General features: G+C 74.4%; 16 protein-coding genes. 11 read left to right on the top strand and 5 right to left on the bottom strand.

Going from position 1 to position 24,970, the window contains the following annotated elements; translation table 11 throughout:
- The first annotated feature begins 179 nt into the window (after positions 1-179).
- The 6 genes from ABH925_RS01430 (at position 180) to ABH925_RS01405 (ending at position 15,957) form a co-directional block, all read left to right on the top strand.
- Complete coding sequence (locus ABH925_RS01430; RefSeq protein ID WP_370144740.1) at positions 180-7,385, top strand: SDR family oxidoreductase; 7,206 nt, start codon at positions 180-182, stop codon at positions 7,383-7,385.
- Between the two features lie 68 nt (positions 7,386-7,453).
- On the top strand, positions 7,454-12,346 hold the full coding sequence (locus tag ABH925_RS01425; RefSeq protein WP_370144935.1) for a beta-ketoacyl synthase N-terminal-like domain-containing protein: 4,893 nt from the start codon (positions 7,454-7,456) through the stop codon (positions 12,344-12,346).
- Positions 12,343-12,669: a phosphopantetheine-binding protein gene (locus ABH925_RS01420; protein WP_370144738.1), complete on the top strand. Its 327-nt coding sequence runs from the start codon at positions 12,343-12,345 to the stop codon at positions 12,667-12,669. Before ABH925_RS01425 ends, ABH925_RS01420 begins: the two co-directional genes overlap by 4 nt.
- Positions 12,670-12,671: 2 nt before the next feature.
- Positions 12,672-13,553, top strand: coding sequence for an alpha/beta fold hydrolase (locus ABH925_RS01415; protein ID WP_370144735.1), 882 nt, complete (start codon positions 12,672-12,674; stop codon positions 13,551-13,553).
- A complete protein-coding gene (locus tag ABH925_RS01410; protein ID WP_370144733.1) occupies positions 13,550-14,827 on the top strand; it encodes a glycosyltransferase in 1,278 nt (425 codons plus the stop codon). The genes ABH925_RS01415 and ABH925_RS01410 overlap by 4 nt, the downstream gene beginning before the upstream one ends.
- 2 nt (positions 14,828-14,829) lie before the next feature.
- On the top strand, positions 14,830-15,957 hold the full coding sequence (locus tag ABH925_RS01405) for a class I SAM-dependent methyltransferase (protein ID WP_370144731.1): 1,128 nt from the start codon (positions 14,830-14,832) through the stop codon (positions 15,955-15,957).
- Between the two features lie 36 nt (positions 15,958-15,993).
- Here ABH925_RS01405 and ABH925_RS01400 read toward each other — a convergent pair whose 3' ends face one another.
- Complete coding sequence (locus tag ABH925_RS01400) at positions 15,994-16,575, bottom strand: TetR/AcrR family transcriptional regulator (protein ID WP_370144729.1); 582 nt, start codon at positions 16,573-16,575, stop codon at positions 15,994-15,996.
- 84 nt (positions 16,576-16,659) lie between these two features.
- Here ABH925_RS01400 and ABH925_RS01395 point away from each other — a divergent pair, with 84 nt between their 5' ends.
- The 4 genes from ABH925_RS01395 to ABH925_RS01380 all read left to right on the top strand — a co-directional run bounded on the left by ABH925_RS01395 (position 16,660) and on the right by ABH925_RS01380 (position 19,887).
- On the top strand, positions 16,660-17,541 hold the full coding sequence (locus ABH925_RS01395) for an SDR family oxidoreductase (protein WP_370144727.1): 882 nt from the start codon (positions 16,660-16,662) through the stop codon (positions 17,539-17,541).
- 23 nt (positions 17,542-17,564) lie between these two features.
- Positions 17,565-18,521: an alpha/beta fold hydrolase gene (locus ABH925_RS01390; protein ID WP_370144725.1), complete on the top strand. Its 957-nt coding sequence runs from the start codon at positions 17,565-17,567 to the stop codon at positions 18,519-18,521.
- A 94-nt stretch (positions 18,522-18,615) separates the two neighbouring features.
- The gene (locus tag ABH925_RS01385; RefSeq protein ID WP_370144723.1) at positions 18,616-19,350 is read left to right on the top strand and encodes an SDR family NAD(P)-dependent oxidoreductase; all 735 of its coding nucleotides are present in this window, start codon (positions 18,616-18,618) and stop codon (positions 19,348-19,350) included.
- 135 nt (positions 19,351-19,485) lie between these two features.
- Positions 19,486-19,887, top strand: a complete 402-nt coding sequence (locus ABH925_RS01380; protein WP_370144721.1) for a MarR family winged helix-turn-helix transcriptional regulator — start codon at positions 19,486-19,488, stop codon at positions 19,885-19,887.
- A 256-nt stretch (positions 19,888-20,143) separates the two neighbouring features.
- Here the strand turns inward: ABH925_RS01380 and ABH925_RS01375 are convergent, their stop codons facing one another.
- Positions 20,144-21,442: an agmatine/peptidylarginine deiminase gene (locus ABH925_RS01375; RefSeq protein WP_370144720.1), complete on the bottom strand. Its 1,299-nt coding sequence runs from the start codon at positions 21,440-21,442 to the stop codon at positions 20,144-20,146.
- Between the two features lie 72 nt (positions 21,443-21,514).
- Here ABH925_RS01375 and ABH925_RS01370 point away from each other — a divergent pair, with 72 nt between their 5' ends.
- Positions 21,515-22,279 (top strand): TetR/AcrR family transcriptional regulator, encoded by a 765-nt coding sequence (locus tag ABH925_RS01370; RefSeq protein WP_370144719.1) that lies wholly within the window; start codon positions 21,515-21,517, stop codon positions 22,277-22,279.
- A gap of 77 nt (positions 22,280-22,356) precedes the next feature.
- Here ABH925_RS01370 and ABH925_RS01365 read toward each other — a convergent pair whose 3' ends face one another.
- The 3 genes from ABH925_RS01365 to ABH925_RS01355 form a co-directional block, all read right to left on the bottom strand.
- Positions 22,357-23,262: a CAP domain-containing protein gene (locus ABH925_RS01365; protein ID WP_370144717.1), complete on the bottom strand. Its 906-nt coding sequence runs from the start codon at positions 23,260-23,262 to the stop codon at positions 22,357-22,359.
- A 137-nt stretch (positions 23,263-23,399) separates the two neighbouring features.
- Positions 23,400-23,762 (bottom strand): 5-carboxymethyl-2-hydroxymuconate Delta-isomerase, encoded by a 363-nt coding sequence (locus tag ABH925_RS01360; RefSeq protein WP_370144715.1) that lies wholly within the window; start codon positions 23,760-23,762, stop codon positions 23,400-23,402.
- A 91-nt stretch (positions 23,763-23,853) separates the two neighbouring features.
- Positions 23,854-24,939 carry a winged helix-turn-helix domain-containing protein gene (locus ABH925_RS01355; RefSeq protein ID WP_370144713.1) on the bottom strand — a complete coding sequence of 362 codons (1,086 nt, stop codon included), beginning with the start codon at positions 24,937-24,939 and terminating at the stop codon, positions 23,854-23,856.
- Positions 24,940-24,970 lie beyond the last annotated feature (31 nt).

Here is a 24,970-nt window from a genome sequence, read left to right as displayed (position 1 = left end):
ACTGGCAATCTTGCCATGAGCATGCAATCTTGTCTTAACTCGGCGGACTCTACCGACTAGTAGCGTCTGTCGCGCATCGCCCGTCAACCCCGGCGCACCCGCGCCGAGGGGCGACCCGGCATGCCGCGAGCCGCAAGCCATCACTTCCCGACTGCGCCACAACGCACCCCGGAGAGCATATGAGGCCCACGTCGCCGCCGGCCGATCTCGTCATCGGGATCACCCCGTTCCAGGAACCGGACGCCGGACTCGCCGCAGCCCTGTGCCGCGCGGGCGCTCTGGGCGTACTGGACCTCGGCGCCGGTGACCGCAGGTCGCGCGAGGCGCTCGCCGCGCTCGGCGAGTCCGCGCCCGGCCCCTTCGGTGTCCGCATCGGCGGCGCCTGCCGGATCACCCCTGAGGAGCTGTTACGCCCCGGCCGGACGTCCCCGCACACCGTGGTACTGGCCCCGGACGCCACCGACTGGGCACCCGGGGATCGGGGCCCCGGGCCAGAAGCCGACTGCCGCGTCCTGGCCGAGGTGACCGACCTGGAGCAGGCCCTGCGGGCCGTCCGGGCCGGCGCCCGGGGCCTGATCGCACGCGGCAGTGAAAGCGGCGGCCCGGTAGGCGAGTTGAGCACCTTCGTGCTGCTGCAGCAGCTCCTGGCGGCACCAGGGATCGAGGTGCCGGTGTGGGCCTGCGGCGGGATCGGACCGCGTACCGCCGTGGCGGCGGTGGTCGGCGGCGCGGCCGGGGTGGTGCTGGACAGCCAGCTCGCCCTGCTGGCCGAGTCGACGGCGCCCCAGGACGCCGCCGCGTCGGTGCGCGGCATGGACGGGTCCGAGACAACCGTGGTCGACGGCCGCCGGGTGCTGGCGCGGCGCACCGGCCCGGACCGGCCCACTCCGTTGACGGTCGGTCAGGATGGCTTTCTGGCAGAGCGGTTCGCCACCCGCTGGGGCACCGTGGGCCGGGCCGTGCGCGGCGTGAGGGAGGCGGTGTCGGACGGGTTGCGCACTGCCGCACAGCGCGGCGCGGCGGCCGCGCTGCTCGGTCCCGAGGCGCCGCTGAGTCGCAGCCTGGGCACCGAACTGCCGGTGGCGCAGGGCCCGATGACCAGGGTCAGCGACCAGCCGGGGTTCGCGGCGGCGGTCGCCGCGGCGGGCGCGCTGCCCTTCGTCGCCCTGGCGCTGGCCGGCCCGGAACAGACCCGCGCGCTGCTCCGGGAGACCGGCCAGGCCGTCGGCGAACTCCCGTGGGGCGTGGGCGTCCTGGGGTTCGCGCCGGAGGAGGTGCGCAGCGCCCAGCTGGCGGAGGTGCTCGCGGCGGCCCCCAGCCACGCGATCATCGCCGGAGGCCGCCCCTCGCAGGCGCGGGTGCTGGAGCAGGCGGGAATCCGCACCTTCCTGCACGTGCCCTCTCCCGGGTTGCTGCGGCAGTTCCTGGAGGACGGGGCGCGCCGCTTCGTGTTCGAGGGTTCGGAGTGCGGCGGCCATGTCGGCCCCCGGTACAGCTTCCCGCTCTGGGAGGCGCAACTGGCGGTCCTGGAGGACTTCCTGGACGCGGCACCAGCGGCCGCCGACCGGCCCGACCGGCCGGGCGGTCCTTCGGCACCGCAGATCGAGGTGCTGTTCGCCGGCGGGGTCCACGACGAGCGCTCGGCGGCGATGGTGGCGGCGATGGCCGCATCGCTGGCCCCGCGCGGAGTCGCCGCGGGCGTGCTGATGGGTACGGCGTACCTCTTCACCGAGGAGGCGGTGGCCTGCGGGGCGGTGCAGCCCGCGTTCCAGCGCCAGGTGCTGGCGGCGGAGCGGACCGAGCTGCTGCAGACCGCGCCCGGCCACGCCACGCGCTGCGTCCCGAGCCGGTTCACCGTGGAATTCGCCCAGGTACGGGAGCGGTTGGGCGCGGAGGGCGTGCCGGACCGGGAGGCCTGGGAGCAGTTGGAGCGGCTGAACGTCGGCCGGCTGCGGATCGCCGGCAAGGGGATCGACCGGGTGGCGGGCGCGCTGACGCCGGTGGACGAGCAGGGCCAGCTGGAGCGCGGGATGTTCATGGCCGGGCAGGTCGCCGTGCTGCGCGCGGCCCCCACGACGCTGGTCGAGCTGCACCACGCGGTCGGCATCGGAGCTGCTGCCTATCTGGCCTCCAGGGCAGCTGAACTGACGGACAGTCTGGAACTGTCGGACGCCGCCGGCCCGGGTCCGCAGGCGGCACCGCTGGAGATCGCGGTGATCGGCATGGCCTGCATGTTCCCGCAGGCGCCGGACCTTCCCGCCTTCTGGGCCAACGTGGTCGGCGGGGTGGACGCGGTGACCGAGGTGCCGCCGGAACGCTGGGACCCGGAGCTGTACTACGCGGCCGGGGACGGCGGCCCGGGCACCACCCCGTCCAAGTGGGGCGGCTTCCTGCCGCGCATCCCGTTCGACCCGCTGGCCTACGGCATCCCGCCGTCCGCGCTGGGCAGCATCGAGCCGGTACAGCTGCTGGCGCTGGAGGCGGCCCGCCGGGCCCTGGTGGACGCCGGCTACGACGGCGGCGGCGCCGAGGGCGGACGCCCGTTCGACCGCTCGCGCACCAGCGTGGTGTTCGGCGCCGAGGCCGGCAGCGACCTGTCGAACGCCGGGGTGCTGGGCGCCGTACTGCCCGCCTACCTGGGCCGGGTGCCCGACCCGATAGCGGAGCAGCTGCCCAGGATCACCGAGGACTCCTTCCCCGGCATGCTCGCCAATGTCATCTCCGGGCGCATCGCCAACCGGCTCGACCTGGGCGGATCCAACTTCACCGTCGACGCGGCCTGCGCCTCGTCGCTGGCGGCGCTGGACGTGGCCTGCCGGGAACTGGCCTCGGGCGGCAGCGACCTGGCCCTGTGCGGCGGGGCGGATCTGCACAACGGCATCAACGACTTCCTGCTCTTCGCCTCGGTGCACGCCCTCTCACCCACCGGCCGGTCCAGACCGTTCGACGCGGCGGCGGACGGGATCGCCCTGGGCGAGGGCGTCGGCTGCCTGGTGCTCAAGCGGCTCGCGGACGCGGAACGGGACGGCGACCGGGTGTACGCGGTGGTCCAGGGCATCGGCAGCGCGAGCGACGGCCGTTCGCTGGGCCTGACCGCGCCCCGTCCCGAGGGTCAGCGGGCGGCGCTGGAGCGCGCCTACCGCAGCGCCGGGGCCGACCCGGCCGCGGTCGGTCTGCTGGAGGCGCACGGCACCGGGACGGTGGTCGGCGACCGTACCGAGCTGGCCACGCTGAGCGCGGTGTTCACCGAGGCCGGTGCGGCGCCGGGGAGTTGCGCGCTCGGGTCGGTGAAGTCGCAGATCGGCCACACCAAGTGCGCGGCCGGGGTGGCGGGCCTGATCAAGGCGTCGCTGGCGCTGCACACCGGCGTCAAGCCGCCGACCCTGCACCTGGAGCAGCCGAACCAGGCCTGGCAGGCCGACAGCAGCCCCTTCGCCTTCCACACCGAGGCGCGACCGTGGGCCGTCCCACCGGCCGAACGGATGGCCGGAGTCAGCGCGTTCGGCTTCGGCGGGACCAACTTCCACGCGGTGCTGCGTGGTTACGACGGCCCCGCACCGGTGCACGGACTGCAGGAGTGGCCCGCCGAGCTGTTCACCTTCCGCGGCCAGGACCGGGAGCGGGCCCTGCGCGGAGTCGCGGAGCTGCTGCGGATCGCCGACGACGGCACGGACGCGGACGGTGACGGTGACGCGAGCAGCGGCGCAAAGGCCGGCACCGACCCCGCCCCCAACCCCGGCGCGAACCCGGGCAGGGCGCACGGCTCGCGTCCCGGCAGCTCGCCGTGGCGGCTGCGTGACCTGGCCCTGGCCGCGTCCCGGCGGGCGGAGTCCGGCCACGGGCCGGTGCAGGTCGCCGTGGTGGCCTCGGATCCGGCGCAGCTGCGCACGCTGCTGCGCCGCGCCGTGGCCGGCGAGCACGACCCCGCGCGCGGACTGCACCTGGCCGACCCGGACGGCGGACCCAAGGGCGAGGTGGCGTTCCTGTTCCCCGGACAGGGCAGCCAGCGGCCGGGGATGTTCGCCGAACTGTTCGCCTCGTTCCCGCAGCTGCAGCGGCACCTGCGACTGGGCGGGGACCACGTGGACGCGCTGTACCCGCCCGACGCCTTCACCCCGGAGGCGCGGGAGCAGCGGCGGGCCGCCGTCACCGACACTCGGGTGGCCCAGCCCGTGCTGGGGATGACCGGTCTCGCGGCCTTCGAGCTGCTGGCGCTGGCCGGGGTGCACCCCGCGCTCGCGGGCGGCCACAGCTACGGCGAGCTGGTCGCGCTGTGCGCGGCGGGCGCACTGGCGGCCGAGGACCTGCCGGCGCTCAGCGCCCGGCGGGCCGGGGCGATCCTGGACGCGGTCGGCGCGGGCGCGGACCCCGGGTCCATGGCCGCGGTGGCCACCGGGGCCGAGGAGGTCGAGCGGCTCCTCGGCGAGGCCGGCCTGGCCGGGCGGGTGGTGGCGGCGAACCGCAACGCGCCGCAGCAGACGGTGATCTCCGGCGGGACCGAGGAGGTCACCTCGGCGGCGAAGGTGCTGCGGGACGCCGGGCACGGGGTGAAGCGGCTCCCGGTCGCCTGTGCCTTCCACAGCCCGGTGGTCGCCGGCGCGGGCGCACGCTTCGCCACGGTCCTGGCCCGATGTACGGTCCGCACGCCGGAGTTCCCGGTGTGGTCGAACCGGACCGCCGCCGCCTACCCGTCCGCACCTGACGCGGTACGCGCGGAGCTGGCCGCGCAGATCGGCGCGCCGGTGCGCTTCGCCGAGCAGATCGAGGCGATGTACGCGGCCGGTGCCCGGGTGTTCGTCGAGGCGGGGCCCGGATCCGTGCTGACCAAGCTGGTCGCGGCTGTGCTCGGCGACCGGCCGCACCGCGCCGTACCGGTCGAGCGGCGGCGTGCGGGCCTTCCCGGCTATCTCGACGCGCTGGCCGAACTGGCCGTGGCCGGGGTGCCGGTGCGCACCGAGCGGCTGTTCCGCGGCCGTGACGCGGTGGACGCCGGCCGCACGAGGCCGCCGCGCCGCCCCGGCTGGACGGTGGACGGGCAGCTGGTGCGCACCGCTGCCGGAGACCTGTTACCCGGCGCGCTGGCGCCGGCCCGACCCGTTCCGGAGACCCTGATGACAGCTCAAGGACCCCACCCCGACGGCCGTCAGCAGGCGGCCGGCGAGGCTCTGGTCGCAGAGTTCCTGCGCAGCAGCAGAGACATGATCGCCGCTCAGCGGGATGTGCTGATGACCTATCTCGCCGCCACCGGGGCCACCGTACCGGCCCTGCCGGCTCCCCCGTCGGCGGTCGCCCCGCTCGCGGTCGCGCCACTGGCGTCGCCGACGGCACTGCCGGCACTGCCCACGCCGGTCGCCGTCGCTCCGGATCACCCGACCGCGCAGGGGCAGTCAGTCGCGCAGGGGCAGGCGGCCGGGACGGAGCAGGCGCTCTCCGAGGAGGACGTGCTGCGCGCGGTGGTGAAGGTGATCAGCGAGCGCACCGGCTACCCCGCCGACATGATCGAGCCCGACCTCGACCTCGAAGCCGACCTGAGCATCGACTCCATCAAGCGCACCGAGATCATCGGCCAGCTCGCCCGCCGCCTGGCCACCGGGGCGCAGACCGACCTGGCCGCGCTGGAGGACGACGAGCTGGAGCAACTCGCCGGGGCCCGCACCGCGGGCGCCATCACCGCCTGGCTCACCGCCCGGATCGCAGATCCCGCCGCGTCGGCCACGACCGACGCCGGACCGGACACCGCCCCCCTGGACTCCGCCCCATCGGACTCCACCCCATCGGACTCCGCTCCACTGGACGCTGGGCCGGACGCCGCCGCGCCGTCCCCGTCGCTGCCACCGGCCGACCACCGGTCACCCGGCGCACCGCCGGTCGAGGCGGTGCCCGTCGCCGGGCGGGAGCCGGTGCGGATGCGGTTCACGACCGTCCCGCTCGCGGACCGCGGCGGGTCGCCCGACTCGCTGGCGGGCAAGCGCTTCGCCCTGCTCGGCGCGGACCAGGGCAGTTCCGGTGGCGGCGGTGCCGGTGGCGGCGTCGCCGAGGCCCTCTCGGCGCGGCTCGCCGCGCTCGGGGCACAGCTGCTAACCCTCGGCGCGACGCACGAACTCTCGCCGGACGACGGCCCGGTGGACGGCGTGCTGCTGCTGGACCCGCTCGCCGCCCAGGGCGCCCCGGTGCTGCCGGGCTGCGTACCCGCACTCCAGGCGGCCCTGGCCCGCGCACCCCGCCGGCTGCTCGCCGCCTCGCTGTCGACCGGCGACCGGGCCGACGGGCTGCGCGGGCTGTTCCGCACCCTGGCCCGCGAGTACCCGGACGTCATGACCCGGCTGGTCGAGTTCGACGGCCCGGATGCCCTGACCGACCCGGCCGAGGCGGCGGACGCGCTGATCGGCGAGCTGCTCGCCGAGGACCGCGAGCCGGTGGTCCTGCGCGGTGCGGCCGGGCGCCGGGGGCTGACCCTGGAGCGGTCCGCACTCGGCGTACTGGGCAGCACCGGCGCGGGGCCCGCCGGTGACGGCGCGGCCGAGGCCGAGGCGCTGGGGCTGGACCGCGACGCCGTGGTCCTGCTGGTCGGCGGAGCCCGGGGGATCACCGCGCGGTTCGCGGCGACGCTCGCCTCGGCGTCCCGGGCCCACCTGCAGCTGCTGGGCCGCACCGCTCCGCCGGAAGGGCCCGAGGACCCGGTGACGACGGTCGCCCGCGACCGGTCCGCGCTGCGGTCCGCGCTGGCCGGGCAGGGCGTGCCGCTGCCGCAGATCGAGCGCGCCGCCGCCCGCCTGCTGGCCGCCCGCGAGGTCCGGGCGACCCTGGACGAGCTCACCGCCCTGGGGTCGCAGGCCCGTTACCAGGCCGTGGACGCCACCGATCCGGCCGCCCTGCGGCAGGCGGTCAAGGAGGTGCACGCCGAGTACGGCCGGCTGGACGGCGTCGTCTACGCCGCCGGTGTGATCGAGGACAAGGTGCTCGCGGAGAAGGATCCGGAGTCCTTCCGGCGGGTGTTCGCCACCAAGGCGGACGGCGCCCGCGCGCTGCTCGACGCGCTGTCCGAACTCCCCGCCGGGCCACGGTTCACGGTGCTCTTCGGCAGCATCGCCGCGGCCCTGGGCAATCGCGGCCAGGCGGACTACGCGGCGGCCAACGACGCCCTGGAGGCGCTCGGCACGCGCTGGTCCCGCCGCACCGGCCGCCGGGCGCTGACCGTCCACTGGGGCCCCTGGGCACCGTCGGGCGGCCACGGCGGCATGGTCTCCGAGGAGCTGGCGCGCGACTACGACCGGCGCGGCGTCCACCTGATCGACCCGGCCGCCGGCACCCTCGCCCTGCTGCGCGAGCTGGCCTGGGGCGACGAGTCGGAGCGCGCCGTCGTCTACACGGCGTCGGGCTGGTGACGGCACCGGTGGCGGCGGTGGGACAGCACCCCTCGGGCACCGGCCCACCGCCGGTGGCCGTGGTGGGCATGGCGGTCCTCCTGCCCGGCGCACCCGATCTGGCGGCCTACTGGCGCAACCTGGTCGGCGGGGTCGACGCGATCACCGAGGTGCCCGAGGGCCGCTGGGACGCGGACTACTACGACCCCGGCGCGGCGTCGGGGCCGGCCGCACCGGATCGCCTCTACTGTCGCCGCGGCGGTTTCGTCGACGACTACGCGCAGGTACAGCCGACCCGTTTCGGCATCATGCCGAGCTCGGTACCGGGCACCGAGCCCGACCAGCTGATCGCGCTGCAGGTCGCCGCGGCCGCCATCGCCGACGCGGGCGGCCCGGACCGGCTGCCCGACCGGGACCGGATCGGCGTGGTGCTGGGCCGCGGCGGCTACCTGACACCGGGACTGGTCCGGCTGGACCAGCGCGTTCGCAGCGCGCACCAGCTGGTGCGCACCCTCGGTGAGCTGCTTCCGGAACTGACGTCGGATCAACTCCATCGGGTCCGGCACGCGTTCACCGACCGACTGGGCCCGGACCGCCCGGAGTCGGCGATCGGCCTGGTGCCCAACCTGGCCGCCTCCCGGCTGGCCAACCGGCTCGACCTGCGCGGCCCCGCCTACACGGTGGACGCCGCCTGCGCCTCCTCGCTGGTCGCGGTGGACCAGGCGGTCGGCGAACTCGCCTCCGGCCGCTGCGACGCGGTGATCACCGGCGGGGTGCACCACTGCCACGACGTCACCCTGTGGAGCGTGTTCGCGCAGTTGCGGGCGCTCTCGCCGAGCCAGCGGATCCGCCCGTTCCACCGGGATGCCGACGGCATCCTGATCGGCGAGGGCACCGGCGTGGTGGTGCTCAAGCGCCTCGCCGACGCACAGCGCGACGGCGACAGGGTCTACGCGGTGATCCGCGGCACCGGCGTGGCCGGCGACGGCCGCACGGCCGCTCTGGCCAACCCCGACCCGGGTGGTCAGATCAGGGCGGTACGCGCGGCCTGGCGGGCGGCCGGACTCGACCCCGCCGCACCCGGCGCGCTGGGCCTGCTGGAGGCGCACGGCACCGCGACCCCCGCCGGCGACGCCGCCGAACTGGCCACCCTGGCAGAGGTGTTCGGACCGGCCCGGGCCGGGGTCGGGGTCGATGTCGGGGCCGGGGCCGGGACGGGTGCCGGTGACGGGCGCGCGGTGCTCGGGTCGGTGAAGTCGATGATCGGCCACACCATGCCCGCCGCCGGTGTCGCCGGGCTGGTGAAGGCGGCCCTGGCGGTGCACCACGGGGTGCTGCTGCCCACGCTGCACTGCGACGACCCGCACCCGGCACTGGCCGCCACCCGCTTCCGCACCGTCCCCGAGGCGCGGCCCTGGGAACCGGACCCGAGCGGTTCGCCGCGCCGCGCCGGGGTCAACGCCTTCGGCTTCGGCGGCATCAACGCCCATGTGGTGCTGGAGCAGGCGCCCGACAGCGGCCGCTCCCCCGCCTTCCCGGCCCCGAGGCCCGGAGCGACTGCGACCCGGCCGCCAAGTACCGCCCCAGCCCCGCGCGTTGCCGCCGTGACCGAACCCGAACGGGTGCTGCGGCTGGCCGCCGACCGGCCGGACCGGCTCGCCGCACTGCTGGCCGCCGACGACTCCGCGCTGCTCGCCGCGGGCCTGCCGGAGCACGGCGGGCCCGCGCCGCGCTGCCGGCTGGCGGTCGTCGACCCGACGCCGAAACGCCTGGCACTGGCCCGGCGCACGGTGGCCAAGGGACAGGCCTGGCGCGGACGCAACGACGTCTGGTTCGCACCCGAGCCGCTGCTCGGCGCGGAACCGCGCCGGTCCGGGACCGGACGTATCGCCTTCCTCTTCCCGGGCCTGGAGGGCGAGTTCGACCCCCGGACGGACGATGTCGCGGACCACTTCGGCCTGCCGCGACCCGCCTCCACCAGCGACACCGGGTCATCGGCCGCCCAGGTGGCCCAGGTGGCCGACATCGGCCGGCACGGGGCCGGGGTGGTCGCCGTCGGGCGACTGCTCGACGGCGCGCTGCGCCGGATGGGCGTGACACCCGACGCGGTCGCCGGGCACAGCGTCGGCGAGTGGACCGCGATGATCGCCGGCGGCCTGTACTCGGGGACGTCGGTGGACTCCTTCCTCACCTCCTTCGACCCCGACGCCCTGCACGTTCCGGGTCTCACCTTCGCCGCCCTGGGCCTCTCCGCCCAGCGGGTCGAGGAGGCGCTGGCCACCCTCGACGGCATGTCCGAGGTGGTGCTGTCACACGACAACGCGCCGCAGCAGTCCATCGTCTGCGGCCCCGAACCGGCGGTCGTGGAGCTGGTGCGCTGGTTCCGCACGCAGGGGGTGCTCGGCCAGGTACTGCCGTTCCGCTCCGGGTTCCACACCCCGATGCTGGCCCCGTACCTGGCGCCGATCCGGCAGGCCGCCGACAGCTTCGAGCTGCACCGGCCCACCGTGCCGGTGTGGTCGGGGACGACCGCCGCTCCGTTCCCGGAGGGCGAGGCGGAGGTCCGGGCACTGTTCCTGCGCCACCTGCTGGAGCCGGTCCGCTTCCGTCCGCTGATCGAGGCGCTGTACGCGGCGGGCTTCCGGGCCTTCGTCCAGGTGGGTACGGGACAGCTGGCCTCGCTCGTCAGCGACACCCTGCACGGCAGGGACCATCTGACCATCGCCGCCAACTCCCCGCACCGCGACGGGCTGGCCCAGCTCCGACGGGTCGCGGCCGCCCTGTGGACGCACGGAGCGGAGCCGGATGCCGGCGTGCTCGCCGCAGCCCCGGAGCCGGGTGCCGTCCCGGCCGCGGCCCCGGAGCGGGTACACCCGAGCGTGCGGCTGGACCTCGGCGGCGCGCTCGTCTCACTCGACTCCCGGACGCTGCCCGCGCTCCGCGCGGAACTGCGGCCCGCCCCGGCCCGCGCGGCAGCCACCGGCAGGGCCTCAGCACTGACCTCGCTGGCCGAGAGCTTCCCGCTGGCCGCCGAACTCGACGCGCTGCTCCGCGACACGGAGCAGGTCGCCGCCGAGCTGGTCCACGCCGAACTGATCCACGCCGGACGGCGGAACGGAGCGGGACCGGCGCTTCCCCCCGCGCCGGCCTGGCCTCCGGTCGCCGCCTCCGCCACGACGGCGGCTCCACCACCCACCCGTGCCCCCGCCGCCACACCCCCGGCGACGTCGGCCCCGGCCCCGGCCGCGGCACCATCCTCGGCACCGCACGGCGACACGCTGCGTGTCTCCGTCGAGGCCATGCCATACCTGCTCGACCACTGCTTCATCCGCCAGCGCGCCGGCTGGCCCGACCTCACCGACCGCTGGCCCGTCGTTCCGGCGACCACCATCGTCCAGCACCTGATGGACGCCGCCGAACGCACCGCCCCCGGACGGGTGACCACCGCCGTACACGGACTGCGCTTCGGCCGCTGGGTTCCGGCGGCGGAACCGCTGGATGTGCAGATCACCCTCCGCGACGCCGGGGACGGGCAACTCGTGGCGGCCTTCGGCGACTTCGCCAGCGGAACGGTCGAGCTGGCGGGGCGTCACCCGACACCCCCGGCCCCGTGGCCGGTGGATCCGGCGGCCGAGCGCGCGCCGGAGCACACCGCGTCCACGCTCTACCAGGAGCGGTGGATGTTCCACGGCCCGGCGTTCCAGGGGCTGACCGAACTCACCGCGCTCGGCGAGTCGCAGGTACGCGGAGTGATCACCGCACCGTCCGCGCCCGGCGCCCTGCTGGACAACGTCGGTCAGCTGCTCGGCTACTGGATCATGGCCACCCGTACCGAGCGCACCGTGGTCTTCCCCGTCGGCCTGAGCGAACTCCGCCTCTACGGCCCCGCGCCCCGGCCCGGCACCGAGGTCCACTGCCATATCCGGATCACCGCGCTGACCGGCGACGCCCTTGAGGCGGACGTCCAACTCACGTGCGGCGGAACCGTCTGGGCGGAGGCGATCGGCTGGCGGGACCGCCGCTTCGACAGCCACCCGGAGACCAGGCCGACCGAACGCTGTGTCGAGCGCAACACCCTGTCCGCGCCGCAGCCGGGCGGCTGGAGCCTGGTGCACGAACGCTGGCCCGACCTCGCCACCCGCGACCTGGTGCTGCGCAACCACCTGGGCTCGGCCGAGCGCGCCCGCTACGAACAGCAGCCACCACGCGGCCGCCGGGCCTGGCTGCTCGGCCGGATCGCAGCCAAGGACGCGGTGCGCCAGTGGCTCTGGGCGCAGGGCGAGGGGCCGGTGTTCCCGGCCGAGATCGAGGTGCTCAACGACCCGGGCGGAAGGCCCCGGGTGCGTGGTGTCCACGGCCGGACCCTGCCGGACCTGGACATCTCGCTCGCCCACCGGTCCGAGATCGCCGTGGCCATCGTCCGACCGTCCGACGCCGCCAGCGGCGTTCCCGGCGGCGGTCCGAGCGTGGGACCTGGCGTGGGCATCGACATCGAGGAGGTCGTCGAGCGCGAGCCCGAGACGATCGCGGTCGCACTCGGCCCGGCCGAACGCGCCCTGCTGGCAGCCTGCCGCGCGGCGTCCGACCGCGCGGCGTCCACCAGCGAGGCCCCCGACCGTGACCGCCCGTCCACCGATCCGGCCGAGGAATCCGAGGCGCTCTGGTTCGCCCGGTTCTGGGCCGCCAAGGAGGCGGTGGCGAAGGCGCAGGGCACCGGGCTCCAGGGCCGGCCGCGCGCCTTCGAGGTCGTCGCCGCCGACCCCACCCGGCTGCTCGTCGCCGTGGCCGGGCCCGACGGCACCCGCACCATCCGCCTGCACTGCACCCAGCTCAGCAGCCCCCCGGACCTGCCGCCCCGCCGCTACGTCGTGGCCTGGACCGCGGACGGAACCGAGGGCACCGCCCTCACCGACATCAGCACCGCCGACATCACCACCGCCGACATCAGCACCTCGAACAGCGAGAGGACAGTGGCGAAGTGACGACCACCCAGCCGACCGTGGAGCCGCACGCCCCCTCCGAGCAGGAGGTCCTCACCGAGATCACGGGCATGCTGGCCGCCCTGCTCGACGACTGCGGTCTCGACGAGGCCGAGGTCACCATGGAGTCCCGGTTCATCCAGGACCTGGAGCTGGAGAGCATCGACCTGGTCACCCTCGCCGGGCAGCTCCAGGCGCGCTGGGGCGAGGGGGTCAACTTCGCCGAGTTCGTCGCGGGTCTGGAGCTGGACGAGATCATCGATCTGACAGTGGGTCGGCTGGTCGTCCATGTCGCGGACAGTCTGCGGACGGCCGGACGGAGCTGACCATGGCCTTCCTCGACCTCGACGGGCTCCGCTGCCATGTGCAGCGCCTCGCCCCCTCGGACGGGCGCCCGCCCGCCGCCACGGCGGTGCTGGTGCACGGGCTGCTCACCGACAGCCTGGCCAGCTACTACTTCACCCTCGCCCCCGCGCTGGCCGCGGCCGGCCTCGAAGTGCTGATGTACGACCAGCGCGGGCACGGGCGCAGCGAGCGGCCGCCGACCGGCTACCGGCTGGAGCAGTTCGTCGACGACCTGGGCACACTGCTGGACCGCAGCCGACCGGCCGGTCCGGTCCATCTGCTGGGCAACTCCTTCGGCGGCACCGTGTCCTTCGGACTCGCGGCCGAGCGCCCCGATGAGGTGTGCAGCATCCTGGCCATCGAGTCCGAGCCCGCCTCCCCGGCCTGGGCGGCCAAGCTGGACGACATCCTGCGCCGGGCCGAGGCGCAGCTGCGGCACGAGGAGACCCTGGCCTGGGTCACGCAGCGGCACGGCGCTCACACCGCCCGGCTGGCCCGCTCGGCCGGCCGGCTGCTGGCGGGCACCACACTGGCCCGCGACATCCCCGCCAGCCTGCTGCCCACCGAGGCGGAGCTGCGCGCGATCCGCTGCCCGGTGCTGGCGGTCTACGGCACCGAGTCGGACCTGGCCGAGCAGGCGGACCTGCTGGACGAGCTGCTGCCGTCCTGCCGGAGCTGCTTCGTCCCCGGGCAGGAGCACTCCGTGCTGGTCGAGGCCCCCGACACGGTGCTCGAACTCACCCTGTCCTGGCTGCGGGAGCAGGGCACCGAACTGCGCGGCCCGGCAGCCGGGGAGCTGTGCCCCGGCCGGTACGCGGGCCGGTTCGCCGACCGGATCATCCACACCCGGGAGAGTGTCCGTTGAGCCGATTCCTCTTCGTGGTCCCACCGTTGGTCGGGCATGTGAACCCGACCCTGGGGGTCGCGGCCGAACTGGCCGCCCGTGGGCACGCCACCGCCTGGGCCGGGCACCCCGAGCTGGTCGGCCGGCTGGCCGGCCCGGACGCCGAGGTCCACCCCTGCGCCATCGCCACCGGTCCGGCGGCGGACGAGCCGGTGCGGCGGCCCCCCGATCTGCGCGGACCGGCCGCCCTGAAGTTCCTGTGGGAGAGCTTCCTGGTGCCACTCGCCGAGGCGATGGCCCCCGGTGTGGCGGCGGCGGTGGAAGCCTTCGGCCCGGACGTCGTGGTGGCGGACCAGCAGGCGGTCGCCGGGGCGCTGGTCGCGGAGCGGCTCGGACTGCCGTGGGCCACCTCCGCGACCACCCCGGCGGAGTTCACCGGAGCGCTGGACGGCATGCCCCTGGTGGAGGCCTGGATCGGCGGCCTCCTCGGCGACCTGCGCAAGCGCATCGGCGACCCGGAGTCGACCGCCGATCCGCGGTTCTCCCCGCGCCTGACCCTGGCCTTCACCACCCCGGAGCTGACCGGTCCGGCCTCCACTCCGGCCTCCACTGCGGCATCCAGTTCGGTGGACGTTCCAGGGGGCGCTCCAGGGGACGTTCCGGGGGCCGCCGTCGCCGGTCGGCCGATCGCCTTCGTCGGGCCCTCGATCGCGCCCCGGGCCGCAGACCCGTCCTTCCCGTGGCAGTGGCTGGACCCGCGGCGCGCGCTGGTGCTGGTCAGCCTGGGCACCGCCAACAGCGACGCCGGCGCCGCGTTCCTGACCTCCTGCCGGAACGCGCTGCGGGCCCGCGCCGACCGGTTGCAGGCGGTGATCGTGGATCCGGACGGTCTCCTCGGCTTCCCGCCGCCGGACCCCGACGTCCTGGTGCTGCCGTCCGTGCCCCAACTGCCGCTGCTGGCCCGCACCGCCGCCGTGGTCTGCCATGCCGGACACAACACGGTGTGCGAGGCGCTGTGGCACGGCGTGCCGCTGGTGGTCGCCCCGATCCGCGACGACCAGCCGGTGGTGGCGGGCCAGGTGGTGGCGGCCGGTGCCGGCGTCCGGGTGCGCTTCGGCCGCACCGACGCGGCGCGGCTGGGCGCGGCGGTGGACACGGTCCTCACCGACCCCGCCCACCGGGCGGCGGCGCAGCGCGTCGCCGCCTCCTTCCGCGCGGCGGGCGGCGCCGCGGCGGCCGCCTCACACCTCGAACTGCTGCACCACCCAGCCCCGCAGCCGACGGGCAGGCGCTGACGATGACCGCAGCCGAGACCGACGCCACCGGCACCCCCGGCGCCACCACGGCGCAGCCGCAGCACGCCGGGGCCACGCTTCCCGCACGGATCGCCGCCCTCCGTCCGGTCTACCAGGACGACCTGGCCAACGGCACCGACCGGTTCTTCGAACCGCGCCGCTCCGACTGCCCCTGGTGCGGATCCGCCCGTCTGCGGCTCCGGCTGCGCACCGGCGACCTGCTGCAGCACAAGCCCGGACGATTCGTCCTGGACCAGTGCGTGGACTGCGCGCACATCTTCCAGAACCCCCGACTGTCCATCCCCGGACTGGAGTTCTACTACCGCGACTTCTACGACGGCCTGGGTGAACAGCGTCTCGCCGGAGTCTTCGGCACCCGCGCCGGAACCTACCGGAACCGCGCCCGGTCCGTCGCCCCGTTCGCCGCGTCGCCGGCGAACTGGCTGGACGTGGGCACCGGGCACGGCCACTTCTGCGAGACCGCGCGCGAGTTGTTCCCGCAGACCTCGTTCGACGGCCTGGACCTCAGCGAGGGCGTGGAACTGGCCCAGCAGCACGGACGGCTGGCCCGCGGCTTCCGCGGCTCCTTCCCCGAACTGGCGCCCACCCTCGCCGGACAGTACGACGTGGTGAGCATGTTCCACTACCTGGAGCACAGCCGGGATCCGCACCGCGAGCTGGCCGCCGCCCGGGAGGCGCTCCGACCCGGCGGGCTGCTGCTGATCGAGGTGCCCGACCCGCAGTGCCGCTATGCCCGGTTGCTGGGCCGGTGGTGGCTGCCCTGGCTCCAGCCGCAGCACCTGAACCTGGTGCCGGTGGCCAACCTGCGCGAGCGCCTGGGGACGCTGGGCTTCACCGTCGTGCTGGAGCAGCACCGCGAACCGCACGACCCGATCGACCTGCTGGCCGCCTGTTGGCTGCTCTTCGACGCGCTGGCGCCCCACGAGGACGCGCCCTGGCTGCGCGGAGCGCCTCCCGGCCGGCTACGGCGCTCCGCACGCGGCCTGCTCCTGCTCGCCGCCGCCCCGGCCCTGCTGCTCGCCACCCTGTTCGACCGACTGACCGCCCCCGCCGCCGCCCGGGCCGGCACCGCCAACGCCTACCGCCTCCTGGCCCGCCGCGACAGCTAGGGCCACCTCGGCCCGATGACGTGCCCTGGCTGCGCCTCAGCTGAGGTCTGCGACCGCCGCGCGGAGTTCGTCGAAGGCTGCTCGGGTGAGGGCCGCCAGCTCGCCGGGGTCGTCGTCGCGGGCCGGGTCCGCCCACCGTGCGTATCCCAGCCTGAACGCCAGCACCCCCAGTTCGGCGGCCACCTGGGCCGTGGGTTCCGCAACGTCCCGCCGCTTCAGTGCGTCGACCATCGCCGCGGCCATGCCGACGCTCTTCAGCACCTCGCGACTGCGCAACTCCTCGTTCGCCTCGATCGCCGCGTGCAGCAGCGGACCGAGCGAGCGGTTGAACGCCGTCATCTCCCCTGACGCGCGCTCCAGGCCGGCCGCGACGGCCGTCATCGGCGTCGCCTCCTCGGGAGCGGCGTCGATGCCCTCTGCCAGCAGTCGGCTCAGGGCCTGCTGCCCCGCGGTGAGGATCTCGCGCTTGTCCGCGAAGTGGCGGAAGAACGTGCTGCGCGTCAGTTCGGCGCGCTCGGCGATCTGCGCGACCGTCGTCTCGTCGTAGCCCTGCTCGGCGAACAGCCCGAGCGCCGCCACGACCAGACGCTGACGCGCATTCGGCTTCCATCTCGGCATGCCGCCATCCTAGCCGACGGGACATGTGTCGCATCATGCGCTACGGTGATGGGACACCAGTCGCATCACTGCTTGGAGCTCGTCATGCGCGTCTTCATCACCGGCGGAACCGGCCTCATCGGCTCGGCCGTCGTCGCCGAACTGCTCTCCGCGGGACACTCGGTCACCGCCCTCGCCCGCTCCGACGCCTCCGCGGCGCAGGCCAAGGCCGCCGGCGCCGAGGTGCTCAGCGGCGCACTCGCCGACCTCGCCGTGCTGCGCGCCGGCGCGGAGCGGGCCGACGGCGTCATCCACCTCGCCTTCAGCAACGACATGAGCTCGCCCGACGCCCTGGCCCAGGGCGTTGCCGAGGAGGCCGCCGCGCTGGCGACGCTCGGCGACACCCTCGTCGGCACGGACCGCCCGCTCGTCATGGTGGCCGGCACGCCCTACCTGCCGGGGCGCACCTCCACCGAGGACGACGCCCTGCCGACCCAGGGCCCGGTCGCCGGCCGCAGCCGGTCGGTGACCAGCGCGCTCGCACTCGCCTCGGAGGGCGTGCGCAGCTCGGCGGTACGGCTTCCGCGCACGGTCCACAACCAGGGCCGGGGCGGGTTCGCCGGACTGCTCACCGACATCGCCCGCCGTACCGGCGTCGCCGGCTACCCCTCGGACGGCGCGCAGCGCTGGCCGGCCGTCCACGCGCGGGACGCCGCCGTGCTGTTCCGGCTCGCCCTGGAACAGGCCCCGGCCGCAAGCTCCTGGCACGCCGTCGCCGACGAGGGGGACGCGGTCCGCGACATCGCCGCGGTCATCGGCCGACGGCTCGGCCTCCCCGTCGAGTCGGTACCGCAGGAGAACTTCGGCCCCCTCGGCCCGATCTTCGCGGCCGACCAGCCCGCGTCCAGCGCCCACACCCGAGCCACCCTCGGCTGGCAGCCGACCCACCCGAGCCTGCTCGCCGACCTGGAACACATCGAAGCCTGAGACGCACGAGAGGACCAGGTCCCATGACCTACGGACCGCACAACCCCGAGGCGACCTACGTCACCCACGACTACCCCGAGCACGCCTTCGACACCGGCGAGGTCAGCCTCAACTACGCCACGACCGGATCGCCCGACAACCCCGCCCTGCTGCTCATTCCCGCGCAGGGCGAGTCCTGGTGGGGCTACGAGGCGGCGATGAAGCTGCTCGAAGACGACTTCGAGATCTTCGCCGTCGATCTGCGCGGCCAGGGCCGCTCCACCCGCACCCCCGGCCGCTACACCCTCGACAACATCGGCAACGACCTGGTCCGGTTCACTTCCGGGCGCATCGGACGCCCGGTCGTCGCCTGCGGCCTGTCCTCCGGCGGCGTCATCGCCGCCTGGCTCTCCGCCTACGCGCCGCCCGGCATGCTGCGCGGCGCGTACTACGAGGACGCACCGCTGTTCTCCTCCGAGATCCAGCCCGCCTTCGGCCAGGGCATGAACCAGGTCATCGGCCCCTGGTTCGAGCTGATGCACAAGCACCTCGGCGACCAGTGGTCGGTCGGCGACTGGCCGGGCCTCAAACGAGCCATGGCCACCGATCTGCCGCCGGCACTCGCGCGAGGCCTGGCGGCGATGGGCGACTTCCTGAGCGGGGACGAACCACCCCAGACGTTCAAGGAGTACGACCCCGAGTGGGCCCGCGCCTTCGCCAGCGGCTCGGCCAGCGCCTCGGTCGACCACGCCCGGATGCTCGCGGCAGTGAAGGTCCCGGTGCTTTTCACCCACCACTTCCACCACGTCGACGAGGAGTCGGGCCGACTCCAGGGCGCCATCTCGGACCTGCAGCTCCGGCACGCACGCGAGCTGATCACCGGCGCCGGCCAGCGGTTCGACTACAGGACGTTCCCGAAGGCCGGCCACGTCATGCACCGCAGCGATCCACAGCTCTACAGCCGGACCCTGCACGAGTGGATCTCGACACTCGACGGCTGACCCCACCACGGCAGAACAGCACCACGGCGATCCCCGGTCACCGACGGCCGGGGATCGCTTGACCCAATTAGTTATACGACACATAATCATTGCTATGTCTACAACTAACTCAGAGTCTCGCTTCGGTCTGCCGCCCACCGCGAGCAGGCGCGTGCTGCTGATCGGCGCGTCTCGCGGTCTGGGCCTCGCGCTGGCCCGGGAGTGGGCGACGGACGGACGGCACGTCACGGCCACCGTGCGCGGCTCGGACCGGACCCCTCTGCACGACCTCGCCGACACCTGCCCCGGACAGGTCGAGATCGAGACCGTCGACATCACCGAGCCCGCAGAGATCACAGCGCTGGACACCCGCCTCGCGCACCGCAGGTTCGACCTGCTCTTCGTGAACGCCGGCGTCGCCAACCAGCCGGAAGGAACGGTGGCCGAGACCTCGACCGACGAGTTCACCCGGGTCATGGTCACCAACTCGCTGGGCCCGCTGCGCGTGATCGAGACGCTCCAGGACCGGATCGAGCCCACCGGCACGATCGCGGTGATGTCCTCGGGCCAGGGCAGCGTGGCCAACAACACCAACGGCGGCCACGAGGTCTACCGCGGCAGCAAGGCCGCGCTCAACACATTCATGCGCAGCTACGCCGCACGGCACCACGGCGAGCCCCGGACTCTGGTCCTCATGGCCCCCGGCTGGGTACGCACCGACATGGGTGGCCCGGACGCCCGGCTCGGCATCGACGAGAGCATCCCCAACGTGGTCAGGACGCTCGACGCCCTCCAGGGCCGGCCCGGGCTGCACTACGTCGACTACCTCGGCCAGACGGTAGCGTGGTGAACGCGACATCACAGCAGGCCGGGAACACGACGCGGCGGCACTGACCGCGCAGCACGAGGGACGCGGGAGAGATCACCGATGGCAGCCACCTCGCCGAGACGGTCGGACGATCCTGTCCGGCAGGCCTGGGCCCTCATGCATCGGTTCGTCGAAGCCCACAACCGCCGGGGCGAGCTCGCCGACGCGCTCGGATTCCGCCTCGGCGGCGGCCGAGGCAAGATCCTCCTCCAGCTCCGCGACGGGCCGATGACGCTGAGCCAGCTCGCGGCGGCCAACGGCCTCGACGCCCCCTACGCCACCCTGGTCGTCGACAAACTGGAAGCCCACGGGCTCGTCGAACGCCGGCCGCACCCCGACGACCGGCGTCGCAAGCTGGTGACGCTCACAGCCGCCGGGCACAACGCCATCGCGACCGCCGACGCCATCCTGCTGCGCCCGCCCCCGGCCATCACCACCCTCTCGGCCGACGACCTCGGACAGCTCACCGGACTTCTCACCCGCCTCCTCGACGCCGACGCGACCAGAGCCGAGGAGTGACGCAGGCCGACGGGTGCACCCGGAGCGCCCGGCCCCACGGTGTACTCCGGGGGCGGCCCTCAGCCGATGGCGGCCATCTTCTCGAACAGGGCCGGGTCGTGGGCGGAGATGATCGCCAGGTCAGGCTCCGCGCGGCGGTGGAGCTCGGCCAGGCCGAGTTGTCCGCCATTCTGCCCGACGCGCCGTCAGTCCGGCCGTCTCCCCCTGCCACGCGAGCCGACTGCCATCCGAGCCGACTGCCACGCGAGCCGAACGGCTATACGGCCGGCTGCTGCTGGGTGACGCAGTGGATGCCGCCGCCGCCCGCGCCGAGGGCGTCGATGTTCAGCTGTTCGACGACCCGGCCGGGGAACAGGCCGGCCAGCGTCGCCGCGGCCGCCGCATCGGCGCCGGTGTCCCCGAACTGGGCGGAGATCACCGCGCCGTTGCAGACGTAGTAGTTGGCGTAGGAACCGACGAAGTTGGGGTTGGTCGACCGGATCAGGTTGTAGTCGGGGCCCTGGAGCGGGCTGACCCGGATCGGGAGCCCCTGCGCGTCCGTCGCCGCGGACAGGGCCTGGTACTGCTGCCGCTCGTCGTTGGACCAGATGTCCGTGTCCGTCGCGAGCGGCAACTGGACCAGCCCGGTCGCGTCGGCGAGGAACCTGGACGTGGCGTCGACGTGGTCGTCGGTGATGTCCTGGCCCGCGATCCCGGTGAACCAGATCACCTTTGACGCCCCGTACGCGGCGCACATCGCCGCCTCGATCTGCGCCTGCGTCAGGCCGGGGTTGCGGTCCGGGTTGATGATGCTGCTCCGGGTGGCCATCAGCGTCCCGTCGCCGTCGGTCTCGATCGCGCCGCCCTCACTCACCAGCCCGGCGGCGGTGAAGGGCAGCCCCAGATAGGCCGCGACCCGGCGGGCGACCAGGGCGTCGCGTGCGTGCGTCTGATGGTTGCCCCAGCCGTTGAAGTTCAGCCCGACCGTGTCGAGGCCGCCCGCGCCGTTGGTACGGAAGACCGGGCCGGTGTCGCGCATCCAGCAGTCGTCGACCGGTATCGACCCGATCACCGTCACCCCGGGGCCGCACGCGGCCTGCGCCTTGGCGACGCTGGCGGGGTTCGCGCACATGACGACGGGTTCGTACTTCGCGATCGTCCGCGCGACCAGCGCGATGTTGCCCTGGACGCCGGCCAGTTGCCGCCTCCAGATGGTGGTGCTGTCGGGCCAGGCCATCCAGGTACGCGTGTGCGCGCCGGTGTCCAGCGGGACGGCGAAGGCCGGACCCGACGCGGCGGCGGCCGACCGAGCGGCGGGCCCCGCCGTCGCGCCTGCGGCTGTGCGTGCTGCGGCCAGGGCGGTACCGCCGGTCGCCGCCCAGGCGGCGGCCCCCGCCGTCAGCCCTGCGGCGGCCAGAAAGCTCCTCCTGCCCAGCGCCCGCTCTCGCTCCGTGCCGGACGGTTTCGGGGTTTCAGCGTGAACGTTGATCTCGGCCTCCTGCGAATCCTCGGTGGGCCCTCCATCGATGGGCTGGAAGCTATAACTGACCAAGCGCTCGGTCAATACGTAGAACACGGCTGCGCCGCTCCGGATCACGGCGGCGGACGCACGGCCCACCGCCGCGCGCCCACTCACTAGAGTTCAGGCGTGGCCACGCCTGCGAACGACATCCCACCCGCCGCTCCCCCGGCCGAGCCGAACTCCGGCCCGGTCCGCCCCGGCCCCAATCCCAGTCCCGGCTCCAGTCCCGGCGCCGGCCCCGGCCCCGGCGGCAGGTCACGTACCTCCGCCAAGGGAGAGCAGACCCGCGCCCGCCTGATCGCCGCCGCGCGCACCCTGCTGGCGGGGGACGGGCTCGCCCCGTTCACGACCCGCAACGTCGCCTCTCTCAGCGGCGTGACCCACGGCATGTGCCACTACCACTTCCAGAACCGGACCGACCTGATCGTGGCGGTCGTCGAGGACATCCGGCCCGAGTGGATCACGCCGATGGAGGAGGCGGTCGACGCCCCCGGGTCCTTCGCCCAGCGGGCCGACCGGGTCATCGGGCTGCTCACGCAGCCGGAGCGGGAGGACCTGTCGCGGCTGCACTCCTCCCTGCACTGGTTCGCCCTCAACGACGACCGGGTGCGCAGCAGTCTGGAGGCCGAGTACCGGCGCTGGCGGGCCTGCTTCGTCCGGCTCTTCCAGGTGCTGGCCGACGAGCGCGGCGACGGGCTGGACCCGCGCCCCCTGGGCGAGGCGGTGGCCTCCGCGGCCGACGGCCTGGCCGCGATCGAGTCCCTGGACGCCGGGGTGGACGCCGAGTCGGTGATGCGGACGCTCATCCTCGGACTCGCGGCCGCGGCCGGGGCAGCCGGCACCACAGCCCTCAGAGCCGCAGCCCCCGGAGCCGGAGGCCCCGTCGGCTGACCACCACCCGGACGGCCGCAGCGGCCGGGGAGTCCCCGGGCTGCGGCCGCAGAGGCGGCAGCATCAGCGCTTCCGCTTCAGTCGGAGAAGTCCTGGGTCATCCAGACGGTTCCCTGGGCGTCGCGCTCGATGGCGATGCCGATATGAGTGAACGTGCTGCTCAGGATGTTCCGGCGGTGGCCGTCGTCGGGCGGCTGCTCGTTCAGCATGCTCTGCGTCAGACCGACCGCCATGGAGGCGATGTCGCTGGTGGCGGTGCTGACCGGTCCGCCCTCGCCGATGTTCTCCCCCGCCGCGCCCCACTGAACGCCCGCGGCGGTCTCCCGGGCTCCCAACTCGTCCTCGCCCGGGCACTGGTGCGACAGCCCGCAACCGCCGGCCATCACCTGGTTGTGCGCCGTCGCGCTGCGGGTGAGCCCGGCGGTGATGGTGTACGGGGACAGCCCCTGGGCGGCTCTGGCCTTGTTGATCAGCGCCAGCACCTGCTGGACCTCCTGCGCGGTGGCGCTGCTCTGCCCGGCCGCCATGGCGGCGGCTCGTGGCGCCGGCGTGGCGGCGTGGGTTCCGGTCGCGCTGGGCGCGGCGGTCCGCCTGCTGCTCGCGGCGGCCGACGCCGCTGATGCCGCCGGCGTCGCCGCCGAGGACCTGGCGGCCGAGGACGACGCGGCGGCCGCGTCCCCGGACTGCGGCGCACCGGTCGCGGACGCGCCGGTGACCCCGAGCGCCGCGACCGGGGCGGCCGCCGACGGGGTCGTCCCGCCGCCCTGCTGCGGAACGCTGCTGTAGACGGCTCCGGTGACGACCACGATCGCCACGACCCCGGCGGCGACACCGGCGATCTTGCGTCGGCTCCCCTGCCGGTGCCGGCCGGACCGGGTGCCACTCTTGCGCCGATGGCCGGCCGGCCGGGCCCGGTGCCCGCCACCTTGGCTCCCGGCCCGCGCCGCCTGCCCGTTCACATCCGCCCCGTGCTCACCGTTCACGCCTGTCCACCCTCTTCTCCTCGGCTGTACGTACCGAACACCTAGGTAGATCCCGGACGTGCCCGTCGGATAACAGGAAAAGTGGGGCCACTTTCCGACTGCACAGAATAGGCGCGCGACGAAGCCCGCAGCACCCCTCAGCCCAGGACGCTCTTGTGGTAGTTGGCCCGGTCGAGGTCGCGTACCTCGACCGTCAGCTGAACGGTCCGACCGGGCACCGGCGCGAGATAGCGGCCGGCCGTCTCCAGGGCGAGACGGCCCAGCTCCCGCTTGGTCTCGGGGGTGCGGCCGGACAGGATCGCCAGATCCACGTGGATCATCGCGCCGTCCCCGGCGTCCATGCCGATGACGCTCTCCCCGATGGCGTAGAACCTGGTCTTGAAGTCCCCCGGCGAACTCTCCAGCAGCTCAGCCGCGGGCGCGTGCAGGGCGAGGGCGAAACCTCGCCGGTCGAAGGCGTCGGCCAGTTCGGCGGAGTACTCGACGGTGATCTGCGGCATGCGGGACTCCCGGGAGAGCTGGGCTTCAAGGGGCTGACCCCGCGCAGCATAGCCAGTACCGGTGACGGCCCCGTCGGCGGTTGCCGGCCGTTCATACGCTCCGGGTGCGGTTGGTGCCGACAAGCAGGCTGGTGGCGCGCGGGGTCTGCTCGTACAGCACGCGATGCCGGGAGCGGGTGCGGGTGACCAGCCCGGAGCGGTGCAGGATGCCCAGGTGGTACGAGACCGTGCTGGCGGACAGCCGGTGGCGCTCGCCCAGCTCGACGGTGCTGCGGGGGGACCGCAGATCGGAGAGCAGGCGGGCGCGGGTGACCCCGAGCAGCGCGTGCGCGGCCGGGAGGGCGGGTCCGCCGGGGTCCGCACTCTCCGGTCCGCGCAGGGCGGGGTAGCCCAGCATGGGCTGGCGGGGCGCCGGGCCGTTCATCGAGTCGATGGTCATGTGCAGGTCCGTGTTGAACACCGACGGCGTCAGCACCAGGCTGGTGGTTCCCGGGATGCAGGCCTCGAACCGGCTGAGCAGCCGCAGGTGGTCGCCCTGCCACACCACCCGGGGGTGCAGGCTGGTGAGCATGGCGGACATGCCGTGCCCGACGATGGTGCGGGAGCGGCGCGCGATGTCCGCCTCCAGGCGGGCGCGCAGCCCCACCCAGTGCGGGCCGATGGCCGCGCGCCACACCTGGTCCAGTTCCGCGGCCACGCGTTCGGCGAGTGCGCTCTCGCCCTGCTCCAGGACGTCCAGCACGGCCCTGGGCGCCGGACGGCCCGCGAGACGCTCCGCCGGGTTCCCCCGGATCATGGTGTCGAGCTCCCAGCGCAGGCGCTCGCTGCCGACGCCGACCACCGCCTGCAGCTCGTCCTCGAAACCGGACTCGGGAGCCTGCGGCTGCGGTGTCACGAAGTCCGGGACGTAGTCCCAGGAGCCGCCGAACAGCGATCCGAGCAGCGAGAGTCTGCGGTCCCGGACGGTCTCCAGGACCAGTTCCCGCCATGCCCCCGCGCCGGCCGGCGCGGTTCCCTTGAGCAGCCACAGCGCGTCCACCGTGGTGTGCAGCGGCGATATCGCGAACCGCGTGTTCGCAAGTGCCGCTCCGTCCATGTCGATCCGCAGCACGACAACCCCCTGACGGTCCTGCCGACGCGCGGCGGGCAGTCCACTCGGACCGCCTTCGAACCTCATCGAATCATTCGACGCCGGACATGACACCAGG

Origin of the sequence: Streptacidiphilus sp. EB129, from assembly GCF_041262645.1 — a bacterium.
In the GTDB taxonomy this organism is placed as follows: Bacteria; Actinomycetota; Actinomycetes; order Streptomycetales; family Streptomycetaceae; genus Streptacidiphilus.
The sequence above is the reverse complement of the archived record's forward strand: the minus strand, read 5'-3'. Positions and strand labels throughout refer to the sequence as shown.